The organism is Kaistella polysaccharea, assembly GCF_020410745.1.
Taxonomy (GTDB): domain Bacteria; phylum Bacteroidota; class Bacteroidia; order Flavobacteriales; family Weeksellaceae; genus Kaistella; species Kaistella polysaccharea.
This window is the reverse complement of record NZ_CP084528.1, coordinates 1,985,402-2,000,266: the sequence shown is the minus strand read 5'-3', so window position 1 is coordinate 2,000,266 and position 14,865 is coordinate 1,985,402. Positions and strand designations below refer to the sequence as shown.

The window sequence follows — 14,865 nt, the reverse complement described above, 5'->3', positions numbered from 1 at the left end:
TTTTATTACTTTTAAGGGAATAAAATTACATTTCTATGAAATCTTCAATTTTTAAAATTCCCGCAGTTCTGAGCGTACTTTTTTTAGCGTCTTGTACAGGAAATTCTTCCGTGTCTTCGGAGGACACTACACCTGTCGGACAAAATCAACAGCTTCCAAATCCCGAAACTGCAAGTAAAAATTCACCAGAGTATGAGCCTGCATTCGCAGGGCAAACCAGAGTTGAAGGAATAAAAACCAAATCAGCCTATAATGTTGAAGTGGTTAATACAGATTTAGGCAGACCGTGGGGAATTACAAATTTACCTGACGGCCGCTTTCTGGTGACAGAAAAATCCGGTTACATGCAGATTCTGTCTTCGACAGGAAAAACATTAAATAAAGTTGATGGTTTCCCAACTGTTGATGCAAAGGCACAAGGTGGCTTACTTGATGTAGCACTTGATCCCGATTTTCAAAATAATAAAATAATTTACTGGAGTTTTTCTGAACCCGTTTCCGGCGGAAATCATACTGCGGTAGGAAAAGGGAAATTATCTGCAGACGAAAAGAAGATCGAAAATCCACAGGTTATTTTCAGAGCTACACCAACCTATGACGGAAAACTTCATTACGGCAGCCGCTTGGTTTTTGATAAAGATGGAAATCTCTTTGTGAGCACTGGTGAACGGTCCGACTTAGAAACCAGACCATTAGCGCAAAACACAATGGCTTACCTCGGTAAAGTTTTGAAAATTACAAAAGAGGGAAAACCTGCAGCGGGAAATCCATATATCGGAAATGTAAAATACAAACCAGAAATCTATACCTACGGTCATAGAAATCCACAAGGCTTAGCCATGGACGAAAAAGGACAACTTTGGGAATCTGAAATGGGTCCAAAAGGAGGTGACGAGATTAATCTTATTCAAGCCGGAAAAAATTATGGCTGGGGCGACGTCACTTACGGGATAGAATACAGTGGTAAAAAAATAAATAACGGAACAACCCAAAAATCTGGAACGGAACAACCTGTTTATTACTGGGATCCTTCTATTTCAATGAGTGGAATTACCTTCTACTCCGGAAATATGGAGGAATGGAAAAATAATTTAATGGTGGGCTGTCTCAGCGGTGAAAAAATTATTCGATTGGTTATAAAAGACAATAAAGTAGTGGGTGAAGAATGGCTGCTGGAAGATAAAAAAGAAAGATTTCGCGATGTTCTGAACGGAAAAGACGGAAATTTGTATGGCATCACCGACAGCGGTAAACTATATAAAATCTCCAAAAAATAATAGAAAAATTATATTGCTTACCTTTGCAGCCGTAAAATTTAACAGAAAAAATATGAAAAAAATAATGTTATCTGCAATGATTGCAGTTTTCGGAATCGCAAATGCGCAAACTGATGCTTTCAGAGGTGTTGGCGATACGCGTTACCAGATCGGACTTAATTTACAAGACGGCGGAACAGGAGTTATGACTTCTCTGGATTATGGTCTAGGAGAAAGTTTTTCAATTGGTGCACAGGCTGGGTATTTGCTAGGCGCTAAAGAAATTGACTTACTTGGAAAGCCATCTTTTGGAGATCGTTTCGACGTAAAAGCCAGATTTAATGCTAACCTTGGAAATGTTCTTGGGTTACCTGAAAACATTGATGTTTATCCAGGTCTTAACTTAGGTTTGAAAAATTTCGGTGGTCACTTGGGCGCACGTATGTTTTTCGATAAAGGCTTCGGATTGTTCGCAGAAGCGCAATTTCCTTTTGCAAAATATAATGATAAAGACAAAGCTTATCAAAACCTAAACAACCAATTCCAAATGAATTTGGGTGTTTCATTCGATCTTTCAAAAAACTAAATCAACCATTTTGATTTAAAGAAAAACCTCAACTTCGTTGGGGTTTTCTGCTTTTATCTTTCTAAATAAACCAAGCTGCCCTTAAAATCATCATCCATATTTTTTAATACTTTGGCTGTTTTGGCTTTATTCTTAAGTTCTTCGACGAAAAAACTCGTTTCAAAAAACTGGCGATGGACTCCCGGAAGTAATTCCATAAAATAATCCATTCCTACCTGATTATTGTGTAAATCCATTTTCTTTTCCAGCGGTTTATTAGGAAAAAGTTCCTCATGTAAATCAGTCATTCTTTTACAATATTCTATCGCCTTTTTGGGAGATGAAATTTTGCAGCAATACATCATAATCAGGCACGTCCAGAGCGAATGACGAAAAGCATTTCCTACTCCATTATTGGAATGAGTTTTAGGAAAATGTTTCTGAGCCAAAGCAAAACTTTTCAAAGTAGCATAAAGCCCAAGCAACGAAAACAAGGGATGTGGAAGTGTTAAGCGTAAAAGCTTCAAGATTTTTTCGAAACTTAAAGATGTTAACGTTGTAACAATTATTTTGAGGTTTCTCATATAAAAAGAAATCCCACCTCAATTGAGGTGAGATTTTATCAATACTATATTATTTTAAGCATGACTTAGCAATCGTACTGTTTTTGAAACCTTATCTTTAATCTCGGTTCTCTTAACAATAAAATCTACAAAACCTTTCTCTTGCAAGAATTCTGACGTTTGGAATCCTTCCGGCAAATCTTTACCGATGGTTTCCCGAATCACACGTGGTCCCGCAAATCCAATCAAAGCACCTGGTTCAGCCATGATGATATCTGCAGTCATTGCAAACGAGGCAGTAATTCCACCAAAAGTTGGGTCACAAAGATAAGCGATATATAAAATTCCGGCTTCTGAAAGTTGAGCCAGTTTCGACTGTACTTTTGCCAATTGCATCAATGAATAGGTCGCTTCCTGCATTCTTGCTCCACCAGACTGGCAGATGATCATGTACGGAAGTTTATGTTCTAAGCAATAGTCAACCGCGCGGCGAATTTTTTCTCCCATCACCGATCCTAATGAACCACCGATAAAACTGAAATCCATACAGGAAATAACCATTTCTTCGCCATTTACCGTTCCGACCGCATTTCTAATAGAATCTGTAAGTTTGGTTTTTGATTTTACTTCCTTCAACCGGTCTGTATAAGACTTGGTATCTTTGAAATTCAACATATCTACACTTTCTACATTAGCGTCAAGTTCGGTGAATTTATTGTCATCAAAAAGGATGGAAAAAAATTCTCTACTCCCAATTCTTACATGAAAACCATCTTCCGGCGACACATAATTATTAGCTTTCAGCTCGTCATGTTCAATTACTTTTCCGGTCAGAGTCTGATGCCAAAGTCCTTTAGGGACATCTTTCTTGTCCTCCGTCGACGTTGTAATATTCTGTGTTTTCCTTTTAAACCAGTCGAATGCCATATTGTTCTAAATTTTAGATATTAAATTTTCAGATGTTAAATTTAAAAATGGAAATTCCTATTAAAATTTATTCTCTGCAATTTATAATTAAAGCGTGTTGATATTATTCAGATCTTCAAATGCCTGAACCAATCTTTTATTGAAAGTTTCTTCTCCTTTTCTCACCCAACCTCTTGGATCGTAATATTTCTTGTTTGGTTTATCATCTCCATCTGGATTGCCAACCTGAGTTTTCAAAAATTCAATATTCTGAACCATATAATCTCTGATGCCTTCGGTGTAAGCGAACTGCAAATCAGTATCAATATTCATTTTGATTACCCCATAATCAATCGCTTCTCTAATTTCTTCTAAAGAAGATCCAGATCCACCGTGGAAAACGAAGTTAATAGGTTCCGCTCCAAGACCGAATTTCTCTGAAACATATTTTTGAGAATTGTCAAGAATTTTCGGCGTTAATTTCACATTTCCTGGTTTGTAAACACCGTGCACATTTCCGAATGCTGCTGCGATAGTAAAGTTTGGCGAAATTGCATTTAATCTTTCGTAAGCGTAAGCAACTTCATCAGGCTGCGTGTATAATTTTGAAGAATCAACTCCCGAATTATCTACGCCATCTTCCTCACCACCCGTAATTCCAAGCTCGATTTCCAAAGTCATTCCCATTTTGGCCATTCTCTCAAAATACTTACAGGAAATATCCATATTTTCCTCGATAGACTCTTCAGATAGATCCAACATATGTGATGAATAAAGAGACTTTCCGGTTTGTTTAAAGAATTCTTCGTTCGCATCCATCAATCCATCAATCCACGGAAGCAATTTCTTCGCGCAGTGATCGGTATGTAAAATTACAGTAGCACCGTAAGCTTCTGCCAAGGTGTGAATATGTTTTGCGCCTGCAATACCGCCTAAAATAGCAGCTTGCTGACCTTCATTACTTAAACCTTTACCTGCGTTAAATGCAGCACCACCATTAGAAAACTGAATAATTACCGGTGAATTTAGTTTTGCAGCAGTTTCCATGGTCGCGTTCACATTGCTGGAACCAATCACATTTACTGCAGGCAGCGCAAATTTATTTTCTTTGGCGAATTGGAAAATGTCTGTAACCATTTGTCCTGTGGCAACGCCTGCCGGAAACTTCTTGCTCATAATCGAATATTTTAATGAATTATTTATTGCTGTTTTTGGAACAGTAAAGTTAAGAATTTAAAGTCGAATATTTAGTTTCTTTTATCATTCCCCCAGAGCAGTTTCTGGCGAATTGTTTCATAAAAACTTAAGTTCGGTGGATGCACCAAAAGAATCTGAAAATGTGCTTTGCGTAAAATAATTTCTACATCGGTTTCCATGTGAAAAAGTCTGGAATCCAGTGATAAGGAATATTGTGGGACCCGACTTTTTACATTTAAGCGAATTTCTACATTATCATTTACGATCAGCGGCCTAACATTTAAATTGTGCGGCGCAATAGGTGTTACAACAAAGGTGTCGTTATTGGGCGTGATGATTGGGCCTCCACAACTTAAAGAATATGCGGTAGAACCTGTGGGTGTAGAAATTATAATTCCGTCGCCCCAAAACGTATTCAAAAATTCACTGTTGATGTAGGATTCAACCGTAATCATGGCAGTTGTCTCTTTACGGGAGATGGTTAAATCGTTCAACGCAAAAGGGAAAAACATCGAATTATTGGGGGAAACAATTTCGATAACCGATCTTTTGCTGATTTTTACTTCACCTTTCAGAATATTATCGAGCTCCAGAAAAGCTTCTTCCTTTGTAAAACTCGCAAGAAAACCAAGGCGCCCCGTATTCACTCCAACCACAGGAATTTCTAAATCCTGAACAAAAAGAAGGGAGTTAACGATGGTTCCATCTCCACCGAAAGTAAAAAACAAATCGACTTTCTTTTCTTTTAAATCTTCTTTTCCGGCAAAGGTTTCGAAGACTTTAGAAAACTGCATTGCCTCAGCCATTTGTCCATATAAAATCGCCTGAACTCCTCTCTTCTCAAGTTCTGAAACAAATTTACTCAGATATAAAAAAGTATCCAGATCATTTTTCTGGCTGTAAATAGCTGCTTTCATTTCGTTTAAAATTCCATAAATTTTTGAAAAAATCCGAACCGATCTTTCATCAGATCTTCTTTCTCGTCTTCATAATATTTATGAACGACATTATAACCGTACCGTTCAAAAGTTTCATCAATTGAACTTAAGTTCCCACTGCTAATCTTTAAAGTAATTTGCACATCGTCACCGATAAACGCACTGATGTAACATCCGTAAATTTTTGCATTGTTCGACTCTACAATCTTTGCGATTTCTGTCATGGAGTAGCTTTTTTCGTTGATCTGAACAATCAGCATCGCTCCAGTTTCGGAAAAAAGTGGATATTTTGCGAATTCGCCAAACAAATCATCACAAGAAAGATATCCTAAATACTTCTCTGTTTTACTGAGAATTGGCAGTATATTACTACCGAAAGTATGAAAAAGCTTCACGGAATCCAGCATATTGCCATCTTCAAATACGGCAAATCTTTCGTAATGAATTTCTAAGGTCGATAAATTACCTTCGGGACTTTCTTCCAAAAAAGACTGGCTAAGCGCGCCCAGGTAAACACCTCTTTTCTTAATGAAAACATGTGAGTACCCAAATTCTTTCGCCATTTCATTAGCTTCTTCAATAGAATCATTTGTATTGAAGGCAGGATAATCCTTGGAAATATAATCTTTGATAAACATGAGTCAAATTTAGGAAAATAAAAAAAAAGAAGCACCGCTTTTAAAATAATATAAAAATTCGGCGTAAAAATTTGATCGCAAATACAAAATTTATTTATCTTTGTCGCCTTTCATTTTTACTTTTTATTAGATTTATTTAAAACCGCACGGCTTTTGGGTCTTGCGGTTTTTCTTTTGTCGGCGTTTTTGCTCGAAGGAAAATTAAGCCTGCTAAAATTATTAAGCCGCCTACAAACTGGAGAGGCGTTAACTTCTCACCATCTAGAATTCCCCATAATACGGCCACAACGGGCATTAACAATGTTACAGTGGAAGCAAATAATGGCGAAGAAATATTCAGCAATCTGTAATTCAACATCATTGCGAGACCAGTTCCAAAGATGGAAAGCAAACTCACGAAACCCAATCCAATAAACAGTCCTTTATCTGGATGAAGGTCATTGAAGAATCCAGCGATGATCAGAGCAATGAGTGAAGGCACTATCAAAACAAAGGAAAATACAAATGCGGAAAGAATTTTCGCTGGAATATCATGAAGTTTGGACTTTACGGTCGTCATTGAAATCGCATAACCCAAGGTTGCAAGGAGCAAAAGTAAAATCGGAATAAGTTTTAATTCGCCACTTTCACCTCCTGAAACTGCTAAAATGCAAGCTCCGGTAAAACTAATGGCAACACCAAATAACTGTCTTTTTGTTGTAGAAAATTTCCAGAATAATAAACCAACAATAATGACAAAAATAGGCATCATTGAATTTACAATTCCGGCAATACTACTGCTAACCGCGGTTTCCGCGATCGGAAAGAGAAACATAGGAATAAAATTTCCGGTCACTGCCGCCAGAATAAGCCACTTTAAATTTTTGCGGGGAAATTTTTTAATATTATTAATGGCTAACGGAAGCAATAAAATTCCTGCAATGAGAACGCGTAGGGCTCCAACTTCGTAGGGATTAAAATGCTCCAGCGATTTTTTGATCAATATAAATGAAGAACCCCAAATGATGGAAAGAACTATCAGCAATATCCATTTTTCTTTTTCAGGATTCATGGTTGTTATTTTTTAGAATTTTTAAATATTCACTTTTCGGTATCATTGTGGCGCCCAAACTTTCCAAATGCTCGGAGTGAATCTGACAGTCTATTAATTCGAAATGCTCACCCTGACTTTGAACAAAATGAATGAAACCGGCTTTGGAAGCGTTACTTACTTTTGCAAACATACTTTCGCCGCAAAACACGTTGCCAATCTGAATGCCATAAAAGCCGCCAACAAGTTCTTCATTCTGCCAAACTTCGATGCTTTTTGCAATCCCTTTTTCATACAGATTCACGACAGATTCAATAAGAACCTCGGAGAGCCAGGTCCCGTCTTGATCTTTTCGGAGAGTATGTGCGCATTCTTCCAGGACTTTGCGGAAACAGGTGTTTTCAGTAAAAGTAAAAACTTCGTCGCGTAATATTTTCCTCATCGATTTCGAAACTTTCAAATCATTAGGAAAAAGAACAAATCTGGGATCTGGACACCACCATAAAATCTCCTCGCCGGGATTGAACCATGGAAAAATTCCGATCTGATATGCAAAATGCAAACGCTCAGGGGAAAGATCACCGCCAATCGCTATAATACCAGATTCTGATTCCATATAAACGGGATCAGGAAAAGAAATTTCGTCGGGATTTAAGAGAATCATAGGAAAATGAAATCCTGCCAAGAAAGCAGGATTTTAAACTATTTTGCTAAAATTTTAGAAAGGTAGATCATCATCTTCCTCTTCAAAAACATTACCGCCTTGCGCTGGTTGCGTTTGTGAAGGTGTTGCTTGCGTAGGTTCATTTGAATCAGAAGCTACATTTTCGAGCCTCCAACCCACGATAGAATTGAAGTATTTCACATCTCCCTGTGGAGAAGTCCACTCTCTTCCTCTGATATTGATGGCAACTTTCACTTTATCACCTTCTTTGATTTGATTAAGCAAATCACCTTTTTCCTGCAAAAATTCAATATTTATTGGTTGCGGATACTGTTCTTCGGTCATCAGGACCATTTCTCTTTTCTGAAAACCGCTTGCAAACGTCTGAACTTCAGTTATTTTCTTTACTGTGCCTTGTAATTCCATGATATAAATTCGTTAATGGGGTAAAAGTAATAAAAATGGAACTAAAAAGAAAGTTCTGAGCTTAATTTTGGAAAAATTAAAATTTAGAATAAATTTATTGGTTTGGTAGGGAAAAGTTTTTATATTTGCACTCACAAAAAAAAGAGAAAGAGTTCATTTAGCGGATGTGATGTAATTGGTAGCCATGCCAGACTTAGGATCTGGTGCTGTGAGGCGTGTGGGTTCGAGTCCCTCCATCCGCACATTTTTTGAGTATTTTTTAGTTTTAAAAAATATATTTGCGAAAATAGCTCAGCTGGTAGAGCACGACCTTGCCAAGGTCGGGGTCGCGGGTTCGAATCCCGTTTTTCGCTCCACTTCTTGCCTTGGTGGTGGAATTGGTAGACACGCAGGACTTAAAATCCTGTGTCCGTAAGGATGTACGGGTTCAAGTCCCGTCCGAGGTACTTTAAACGCTGTTAATCATTTGATTAGCAGCGTTTTTTTTGTTTGTTGAATGCGAAAACCTGTTTAGCAATTCCTTTTTTAAAACTGCTGGACTTAAATAGTGCCTTTTTATTTCCTACTCCATTATGAATTAAAATTGAATCTTTTCGGCATACATTAATTATATTCTTCTTCAAATTTTCCAGAAAAAACGAATGCTTCTCGCAGCTTTTTTCATTAATAGCTTTAAGTTGTACAAAAGAAAATAGATCCGAAAATTCTGAAGAAAAAGAAACAGTACTCTATCCAGTATCTGTGAATAATACGCTCGCATCCACTAAACTTTCTACAGAATCAACCCTAATAAAAGTATTATTAGTGAAAGCCATACTTATAAAGCTTCAGAACGGACTTCAGAAAGAAGCCTGGGTAAAAGGAGCATACTTCGATAAAGATTAAAATAAAGATCTACTCGGAGAGATCAGTTAGACCTCAGTCTTGATGGAAAAACCTATAAAATGAAAAAACAATATCAATAAGAAATCATAAACCGAGTTGGGAGTAAATAGTTGATATTTTACTAGTGGTACTTTTTTTGTTATTACCCTTTGAAATAAAAAATCATGTCAATCCACAATCTCAAAACATTATCCGAAGTCTACAATACCCTCAATAAAAAAGGTATTACGAAAGAAATCTGCATGAATGAAGAACATCAGATGATTTTAGGCAAGAAAGAGAAAATCTATAAACCAGAAGATTTATGCATCGTTAAATCATACCGTTTCGAAGGGGAAAGCAACCCTGATGATAACGCAGTACTGTATTTAATTGAAGATCAAGATGGTGAACTGGCAACGATATTAGATTCTTACGGCGCGACAAGTAATTACAGTGGGGAAGAATTCGATAATTTCCTGAGAAAAGTGCCCGTACACGAGAAGGCTGAATACGATATACAATAATTATAAAATCCGAAATTAATTTTCGGATTTTTTCTTAAAGATCTTTTTGAAAATCCCTTTTTCTTTCGCCGCCTCCTTTTTTTCCTGGACTTTACTTTTTACGTTTTCTACTTTTTCTTTCATCTCCGCTTTTGTCTCCTGCAGGTCTTTTTTATTCTGTTCTAATGCAACTTTCGTATTTCCAACCGTATTTTTAATCGATTCTTCTGTTTTTGGCGCATTTTTACCAATCAGCGTTTTCTTTAAACCTTGCTCAATTCCACGCCAGAATAAATTGAAGAACGATTTTGTTTTATCTCTTTCCACGCCTTCCACCTCCACGGATTCAGGATAGTTTCCGGAATCTGTTTTCACAAAAATATTAGCCACAGCAGAGAGTAGTTTATCTTTTTCACCCGTTTGTTTCAAAACTGCTATCTTCAAGTTCTGGTGAACCATTTTCAAAGTACCGCCAATTCCTCGCTGTGTTCCTTTAAAATTAAATATAAGATCAGAAATTAATCCCGTCGCCTGTATTTTTAGATAAGGTTCGATAAACGGGTTGATTCTGGAAGCTGGCAAATCGGCAATATTCCCGGAAATCGCAAATGCATCGTTTAGATTTGCTGTATCAAAACTCCATTTCACATTCATTGGCGAAGTATCCATAAACCTGCACTGAATAGAAATCGGAATAAGCGTTGGTTTTCCTTTCATTTTTCCTGAATTCAAATTCTTCACATTCATATTTAAATTGGTGAAAGTTAATTTTCCTGGGCCGTCGCTTTTCTTGGTATCTTCTTCGTAAACCAACAGCGCGTTTTTAACATCTAAATTCTGCACAAAAACCGGAAATTTTATCGATCTTAAGAGTTGAGAATACATTGGTTTTTCGCTTAAATCATCTTTCGGAATTTTACTTCGGAAAATATTTGCATCTACATTATTTAAAGTCATATTGCTGAGATCCATGAATTTATTCTCAGACACCAAATCCCATTTTCCCTTTGCTGAAAGCTGACTGACCTTAATATCATACAGATCTTTTTCAGTTGGAATCATACGAATATATTGCGCTCGCGAAACCGTTGGTTTCATCATAAAGTTCGAAACCTGCACTTCATTTTTATTCAACTTGAAAAGCGTTGCAGAAAGATTGTAGAATTTTGTTTTATAATTAAAGTTTTTTGTTGTTAAGCTGTAATTTCCAGTGGTGAAAGGGAACTTGTCTTTAATGGTTTTTTCATTCATTTCAACCTGCTGAATTCCGGCATTTAAATTTTTAAAAACCAAAGGTTGATCTTTGCTGTCGAGCACCAGATTCGAGTTTTTAACTACCACATTTCCAACAGTTAAAGGTAATTGAATCCCATCAAAAGACGGTTTCTTTTTCGAGGTATTAGTAGCGGTTTTTACCGTTCCATTCAGTTGATTAATTAGAACATCATTTACAGCAAGTTTTAATTTATTGTTAATGAATTTCCAGTCTTTGATATTTAGTTTAATATTTTGCACAACCAAATCTAAACTCGTCTTATCTGCGCGACTATTTGTAGGTTTGACTGAAAAATTTGTGAAATCGGCGGATTTAGGATTTAAATTTAAAAGACCAACATTAATATTTTCATTGGTAGAAACATAATTTATATTCCTGCCTTTGATGTCGAAATCTTCATATTGAAAAGGAATATTTCCCTTCGCGGTTTCCCCGTTCATCAAAAGACGGCTGATTTTCAACGTTAAATTTTGCGCAACAAATAATGGATTTCCAGTCGGTTTTCGAATATCTATTTTCGCATCATTCATCAGGACATTTTCCAGCTGAACATCATACGTAAAACTTTTCTTTTTCTCATTTGGCTGAGAGTTGGTGGTGTACATGATGATTTCAGGCTCTTCAAAATTCACGTCGCTCAGCGTCAAATTATCACCTTTAAACAAGATATCTTTAAAATTCATTTCCCTCGACTTCACATCGAAAAGGTTTCGCTTTTTTGGATAAAATCTACGGAAATTACCATACGAAAGGAGTGGATTCATGGCAAAGTTTTTTACGCGCATCTGACCATCTGCGGTCGTAATCTGTTTTGCGGTAAATGCATATACATTGTCAGGACGAAAATAAAAATTTTTTCCGCTCAGGTCGTAGCTATCAAACACAAAGGGTAATTTTTGATCCTCTGAATTTTTTGTCATTTTTAAATCCTGTACGCTGAGATCAAGCTCTTTTACAGAAAGATATTTCTGACCTGTATGCCGGAAAATTTGAATGTCGCCCTGCGATATTTTGATATCTTCAAAAAGGATCTCCTGCTTTTTATCTTTTTTCTGAGGATCTTCTTTTGCAAGAATAATATTGAGTTTAGGGTGAACGAGAGTTAAATCATTTGTAGAAATATTCTTATTAAACAGTAAATCGTAAATCCCTAAACGCGAAATAGAAAGCGTATCTATGGTTCCCTGAAGACCGAGTATATTTTTATTGTCTGGATTTTGGTTGTTTACAGAAATGCTAGTAGAATGAATGTCACCGCTTCCTAAATCAACATCTAAAGTTTGGTAAGTGACAATATAATCTGAATTATTTTTGATGTAACCTGGTAAGTTTTTCTTCAGCCAAAAATTCAGCCCAAAATTACCCACCAGAAAAATAAGGAGGAAAATCCCGAAGACAATTGAAAAAATTTTAAAGTATTTATTTTTCATGAGAGTCCAATAGATAATTTTATGCCACTAATTCATTACATAAACGCAGAAAGGATCTTTTCAGACTTCCATTTCAACCACATAACCTTCATGCCCTCTTACATTAATAAAATTCCCCCCTTCGAAAGAAAGATACTGTCCCTTTATTCCTCTTAAAACACCTTCAAATTCTGGTTTTTTATCTAATGTAAATGAGTTTATTTTTTCCGGCGATTCATACGGGAAATCCAGTTTTACAATATCTTCTTCGCCAGCGTAGAAACTTTTAAAATCTTCTGGAAAATATTCCTTGATTTTTTCTCTGAAATCAGCCAGATCCAAATCATCTTCGTAATCATCTTCCAGCATTTTTCGCCAGTTGGTCTTATCAGCAAGATGTTCTTTCATGGCAACCTCGATCATTCCAGCTTCATATCGATTGTCGGTTTTAGCGATACAGAGCGCAAAAGTGGCTCCCTGATCAATCCATCGCGTGGGGATTTGACTTTCCCGCGTAACGCCAACTTTTACATCGCCAGTGTAGGCCAAATAAACGACATGCGGTTTTAACTGAATCGCTTCTTCCACTTCTAAATTCCGTTCGCCAATTCCCAGATGCGCAGTTGATAGTTCTGGGCGGATAATCGTTTCACTTGCAAAAGGACTTTCAAAAAAACAGTTTTTGCAGAATCCCATGCGGAATAATTTCTCATCATTACCGCAGTTTACACATTCATAGCCAATATGTTTAATTTTCAACGTCTTCCCAATCAACTGATTCATGTTTATTAAATCATGATTTAAATTCAGAAAATATTGAATAGGTTTGCCATTTTGAGTGGTCATTTTTAGAATTTGTCCGCTGAACTTCATGAGTAACTATTTACATCAAATATAAAAAAAACATCCTTAGCGGATGTTTTTAAGTTGATAAAGAGATAGAAGTTATTTCTGATCTTGTTTGTCTTCTTTTAATTTTTCGGCGTCTTTTCTTTCATTTTCCAGCGCGTTCATTTCTTCATCTTGTAAGCCGACTGCTGTTTTCACTGTAGCAGAATCATAACTCAGGTTAATAGAATCTTGCTGGATCAAAGGATCTGTTGTAGGTTCAACAACGGCAGAAACGTCTGTTTCTTTTTTGCTGCACGAAGCAAGCATAAGTATTGTTGCGGTTAAGACTAACGAATACTTAATAATATTAGTTTTCATTACTTTTGATTTATCTTTGCAATACTACGAAATAATTCGGCAGATTATTATGCTTTAAATCATAGAAAATGAACTACTTAGTCACTGGCGGAAGCGGTTTTATCGGGTCGCACTTGGTTGAACATTTACTTAAAAATGGACATTCTGTCATTAACATTGACAATTTTGATGATTTTTATGATTACCGAATTAAAATCAAAAATACACTTGAATCGGTAACCAAGACGTTGGAATTTAGTTTTCATGAGAAAGAGCTTGATATTCAGAAGCTTATCTTTGAAACCTCTTCCAAACAATATCAACTTTACTATCAGGACATTCGAGACCAAGAAGGATTGGAAAAAATTTTTCAAAAACATAAAATTGATTTAATTATCCATTTTGCGGCCTTGGCGGGTGTTCGCCCATCTATTGAAAGACCATTGGATTATCAGGAAGTAAATATTAAAGGAACGATGCATCTTTGGGAGCTCGCGAAAGAGTTTAAGATCACTAAATTTATTTCAGCCTCCAGTTCTAGCGTTTACGGCAACAATGAGAAAACCCCTTTCAACGAAGAAGATGCGGTTGACCAGCCTATTTCCCCTTATGCTGCGACTAAAAAATGTACAGAGATTTTAGGACATGTGTATCATCATCTCTATAAAATTGATATGATCCACCTCCGGTTTTTCACGGTTTATGGCCCAAGACAAAGACCTGATTTGGCAATTCATAAATTCACCAAACATATTTCTGAAAACAATCAAATACCAATTTACGGTGACGGCTCATCTGCGCGCGATTACACCTATATCGATGATATTATTGAAGGTGTTCAGAAAGCGGTTACTCATTTAGAAACCCGAACGGATGTTTATGAAATTGTAAACCTCGGCGAAAACCAAGTCATATCTTTAAATGAAATGGTAGAAACTATAGAAAATGAGCTGCAAAAAAAAGCAGAAAGAGAAACCTTCCCGATGCAACCTGGCGACGTTCTGAAAACCAACGCCGACATCCACAAAGCCAAGACTTTAATGGGTTATCAGCCTGCCACCCATTTCCAAAATGGCATAAAAAAGTTTGTGGAATGGTTTTTGAGAAATGGTTCCTGAAAAAAAATAAAAATAATAACCAAAGTTTGTTGAAAATCAGTGATAAAAACATTTTTTATGTCACCTATTTTTATACTTTTGCAAAAAATAAAATGATATGTATTGGACATTAGAATTGGCTTCTTATCTGAGCGACGCACCTTGGCCGATGACAAAGGCAGAACTTATTGATTATGCAATAAGAACAGGTGCCCCGATGGAGGTGGTAGAAAACCTTCAGGCAATCGAAGACGAAGGGGAAATTTATGAATCAATCGAAGAAGTTTGGAGCGATTATCCAACCGACGATGATTTCCTCTGGAATGAAGATGAATATTAAAA

General features: G+C 36.5%; 16 protein-coding genes and 3 tRNA genes. 8 read left to right on the top strand and 11 right to left on the bottom strand.

Features of this window, described 5'->3' with window-relative positions:
* Positions 1–35: 35 nt before the first annotated feature.
* Positions 36–1,277, top strand: a complete 1,242-nt coding sequence (locus LC814_RS09360) for a PQQ-dependent sugar dehydrogenase (protein WP_226063667.1) — start codon at positions 36–38, stop codon at positions 1,275–1,277.
* Between the two features lie 52 nt (positions 1,278–1,329).
* Positions 1,330–1,842, top strand: a complete 513-nt coding sequence (locus LC814_RS09355; protein ID WP_226063666.1) for a DUF6646 family protein — start codon at positions 1,330–1,332, stop codon at positions 1,840–1,842.
* A 53-nt stretch (positions 1,843–1,895) separates the two neighbouring features.
* Here LC814_RS09355 and LC814_RS09350 read toward each other — a convergent pair whose 3' ends face one another.
* From LC814_RS09350 to LC814_RS09315, 8 genes are all read right to left on the bottom strand, one after another.
* The gene (locus LC814_RS09350; protein WP_226063665.1) at positions 1,896–2,405 is read right to left on the bottom strand and encodes a DUF6973 domain-containing protein; all 510 of its coding nucleotides are present in this window, start codon (positions 2,403–2,405) and stop codon (positions 1,896–1,898) included.
* A gap of 54 nt (positions 2,406–2,459) precedes the next feature.
* Entirely contained in the window at positions 2,460–3,311 is an 852-nt protein-coding gene (accD, locus tag LC814_RS09345) for an acetyl-CoA carboxylase, carboxyltransferase subunit beta (RefSeq protein ID WP_226063664.1), read from the bottom strand.
* Between the two features lie 87 nt (positions 3,312–3,398).
* Positions 3,399–4,466 carry a class II fructose-bisphosphate aldolase gene (gene fbaA / locus LC814_RS09340; RefSeq protein ID WP_226063663.1) on the bottom strand — a complete coding sequence of 356 codons (1,068 nt, stop codon included), beginning with the start codon at positions 4,464–4,466 and terminating at the stop codon, positions 3,399–3,401.
* 71 nt (positions 4,467–4,537) lie between these two features.
* Positions 4,538–5,404 (bottom strand): NAD kinase, encoded by an 867-nt coding sequence (locus LC814_RS09335; RefSeq protein WP_226063662.1) that lies wholly within the window; start codon positions 5,402–5,404, stop codon positions 4,538–4,540.
* A gap of 5 nt (positions 5,405–5,409) precedes the next feature.
* Entirely contained in the window at positions 5,410–6,063 is a 654-nt protein-coding gene (locus LC814_RS09330; protein WP_226063661.1) for a CBS domain-containing protein, read from the bottom strand.
* 136 nt (positions 6,064–6,199) lie between these two features.
* Positions 6,200–7,114, bottom strand: a complete 915-nt coding sequence (locus LC814_RS09325) for a DMT family transporter (RefSeq protein ID WP_226063660.1) — start codon at positions 7,112–7,114, stop codon at positions 6,200–6,202.
* The gene (gene aat, locus LC814_RS09320) at positions 7,104–7,757 is read right to left on the bottom strand and encodes a leucyl/phenylalanyl-tRNA--protein transferase (RefSeq protein WP_226065808.1); all 654 of its coding nucleotides are present in this window, start codon (positions 7,755–7,757) and stop codon (positions 7,104–7,106) included. The genes LC814_RS09325 and aat overlap by 11 nt, the downstream gene beginning before the upstream one ends.
* Positions 7,758–7,811: 54 nt before the next feature.
* Complete coding sequence (locus LC814_RS09315; protein WP_226063659.1) at positions 7,812–8,183, bottom strand: DUF3127 domain-containing protein; 372 nt, start codon at positions 8,181–8,183, stop codon at positions 7,812–7,814.
* A gap of 160 nt (positions 8,184–8,343) precedes the next feature.
* Between LC814_RS09315 and LC814_RS09310 the strand changes: the two genes are divergently transcribed.
* The 4 genes from LC814_RS09310 to LC814_RS09295 all read left to right on the top strand — a co-directional run bounded on the left by LC814_RS09310 (position 8,344) and on the right by LC814_RS09295 (position 9,574).
* Positions 8,344–8,425 (top strand) — tRNA-Leu (locus LC814_RS09310).
* 38 nt (positions 8,426–8,463) lie between these two features.
* Positions 8,464–8,539 (top strand) — tRNA-Gly (locus tag LC814_RS09305).
* Between the two features lie 6 nt (positions 8,540–8,545).
* Positions 8,546–8,629, top strand: a tRNA-Leu gene (locus LC814_RS09300).
* Positions 8,630–9,232: 603 nt separating this feature from the next.
* The gene (locus LC814_RS09295) at positions 9,233–9,574 is read left to right on the top strand and encodes a hypothetical protein (protein ID WP_226063658.1); all 342 of its coding nucleotides are present in this window, start codon (positions 9,233–9,235) and stop codon (positions 9,572–9,574) included.
* Positions 9,575–9,589: 15 nt separating this feature from the next.
* On the opposite strand, the gene LC814_RS09290 is transcribed toward LC814_RS09295, so the two are convergent.
* The 3 genes from LC814_RS09290 to LC814_RS09280 form a co-directional block, all read right to left on the bottom strand.
* Positions 9,590–12,259: an AsmA family protein gene (locus LC814_RS09290; RefSeq protein WP_226063657.1), complete on the bottom strand. Its 2,670-nt coding sequence runs from the start codon at positions 12,257–12,259 to the stop codon at positions 9,590–9,592.
* A 60-nt stretch (positions 12,260–12,319) separates the two neighbouring features.
* Positions 12,320–13,111 (bottom strand): DUF2797 domain-containing protein, encoded by a 792-nt coding sequence (locus LC814_RS09285; protein ID WP_226063656.1) that lies wholly within the window; start codon positions 13,109–13,111, stop codon positions 12,320–12,322.
* 72 nt (positions 13,112–13,183) lie between these two features.
* Positions 13,184–13,447, bottom strand: coding sequence for a hypothetical protein (locus LC814_RS09280; protein ID WP_226063655.1), 264 nt, complete (start codon positions 13,445–13,447; stop codon positions 13,184–13,186).
* A gap of 68 nt (positions 13,448–13,515) precedes the next feature.
* Between LC814_RS09280 and LC814_RS09275 the strand changes: the two genes are divergently transcribed.
* Together LC814_RS09275 and LC814_RS09270 are read left to right on the top strand one after the other, a co-directional pair.
* Complete coding sequence (locus LC814_RS09275; protein WP_226063654.1) at positions 13,516–14,544, top strand: GDP-mannose 4,6-dehydratase; 1,029 nt, start codon at positions 13,516–13,518, stop codon at positions 14,542–14,544.
* 97 nt (positions 14,545–14,641) lie between these two features.
* The gene (locus LC814_RS09270; RefSeq protein ID WP_015807225.1) at positions 14,642–14,863 is read left to right on the top strand and encodes a DUF2795 domain-containing protein; all 222 of its coding nucleotides are present in this window, start codon (positions 14,642–14,644) and stop codon (positions 14,861–14,863) included.
* Positions 14,864–14,865: the final 2 nt, after the last annotated feature.

Excerpts from the sequence above, each read along its gene's own strand:
- LC814_RS09360 (WP_226063667.1), top strand. The coding sequence starts at position 36 with ATGAAATCTTCAATTTTTAAAATTCCCGCAGTTCTGAGCGTACTTTTT.
- LC814_RS09355 (WP_226063666.1), top strand. The coding sequence starts at position 1,330 with ATGAAAAAAATAATGTTATCTGCAATGATTGCAGTTTTCGGAATCGCA.
- LC814_RS09350 (WP_226063665.1), bottom strand. The coding sequence starts at position 2,405 with ATGAGAAACCTCAAAATAATTGTTACAACGTTAACATCTTTAAGTTTC.
- accD (WP_226063664.1), bottom strand. The coding sequence starts at position 3,311 with ATGGCATTCGACTGGTTTAAAAGGAAAACACAGAATATTACAACGTCG.
- fbaA (WP_226063663.1), bottom strand. The coding sequence starts at position 4,466 with ATGAGCAAGAAGTTTCCGGCAGGCGTTGCCACAGGACAAATGGTTACA.
- LC814_RS09335 (WP_226063662.1), bottom strand. The coding sequence starts at position 5,404 with ATGAAAGCAGCTATTTACAGCCAGAAAAATGATCTGGATACTTTTTTA.
- LC814_RS09330 (WP_226063661.1), bottom strand. The coding sequence starts at position 6,063 with ATGTTTATCAAAGATTATATTTCCAAGGATTATCCTGCCTTCAATACA.
- LC814_RS09325 (WP_226063660.1), bottom strand. The coding sequence starts at position 7,114 with ATGAATCCTGAAAAAGAAAAATGGATATTGCTGATAGTTCTTTCCATC.
- aat (WP_226065808.1), bottom strand. The coding sequence starts at position 7,757 with ATGATTCTCTTAAATCCCGACGAAATTTCTTTTCCTGATCCCGTTTAT.
- LC814_RS09315 (WP_226063659.1), bottom strand. The coding sequence starts at position 8,183 with ATGGAATTACAAGGCACAGTAAAGAAAATAACTGAAGTTCAGACGTTT.
- LC814_RS09295 (WP_226063658.1), top strand. The coding sequence starts at position 9,233 with ATGTCAATCCACAATCTCAAAACATTATCCGAAGTCTACAATACCCTC.
- LC814_RS09290 (WP_226063657.1), bottom strand. The coding sequence starts at position 12,259 with ATGAAAAATAAATACTTTAAAATTTTTTCAATTGTCTTCGGGATTTTC.
- LC814_RS09285 (WP_226063656.1), bottom strand. The coding sequence starts at position 13,111 with ATGAAGTTCAGCGGACAAATTCTAAAAATGACCACTCAAAATGGCAAA.
- LC814_RS09280 (WP_226063655.1), bottom strand. The coding sequence starts at position 13,447 with ATGAAAACTAATATTATTAAGTATTCGTTAGTCTTAACCGCAACAATA.
- LC814_RS09275 (WP_226063654.1), top strand. The coding sequence starts at position 13,516 with ATGAACTACTTAGTCACTGGCGGAAGCGGTTTTATCGGGTCGCACTTG.
- LC814_RS09270 (WP_015807225.1), top strand. The coding sequence starts at position 14,642 with ATGTATTGGACATTAGAATTGGCTTCTTATCTGAGCGACGCACCTTGG.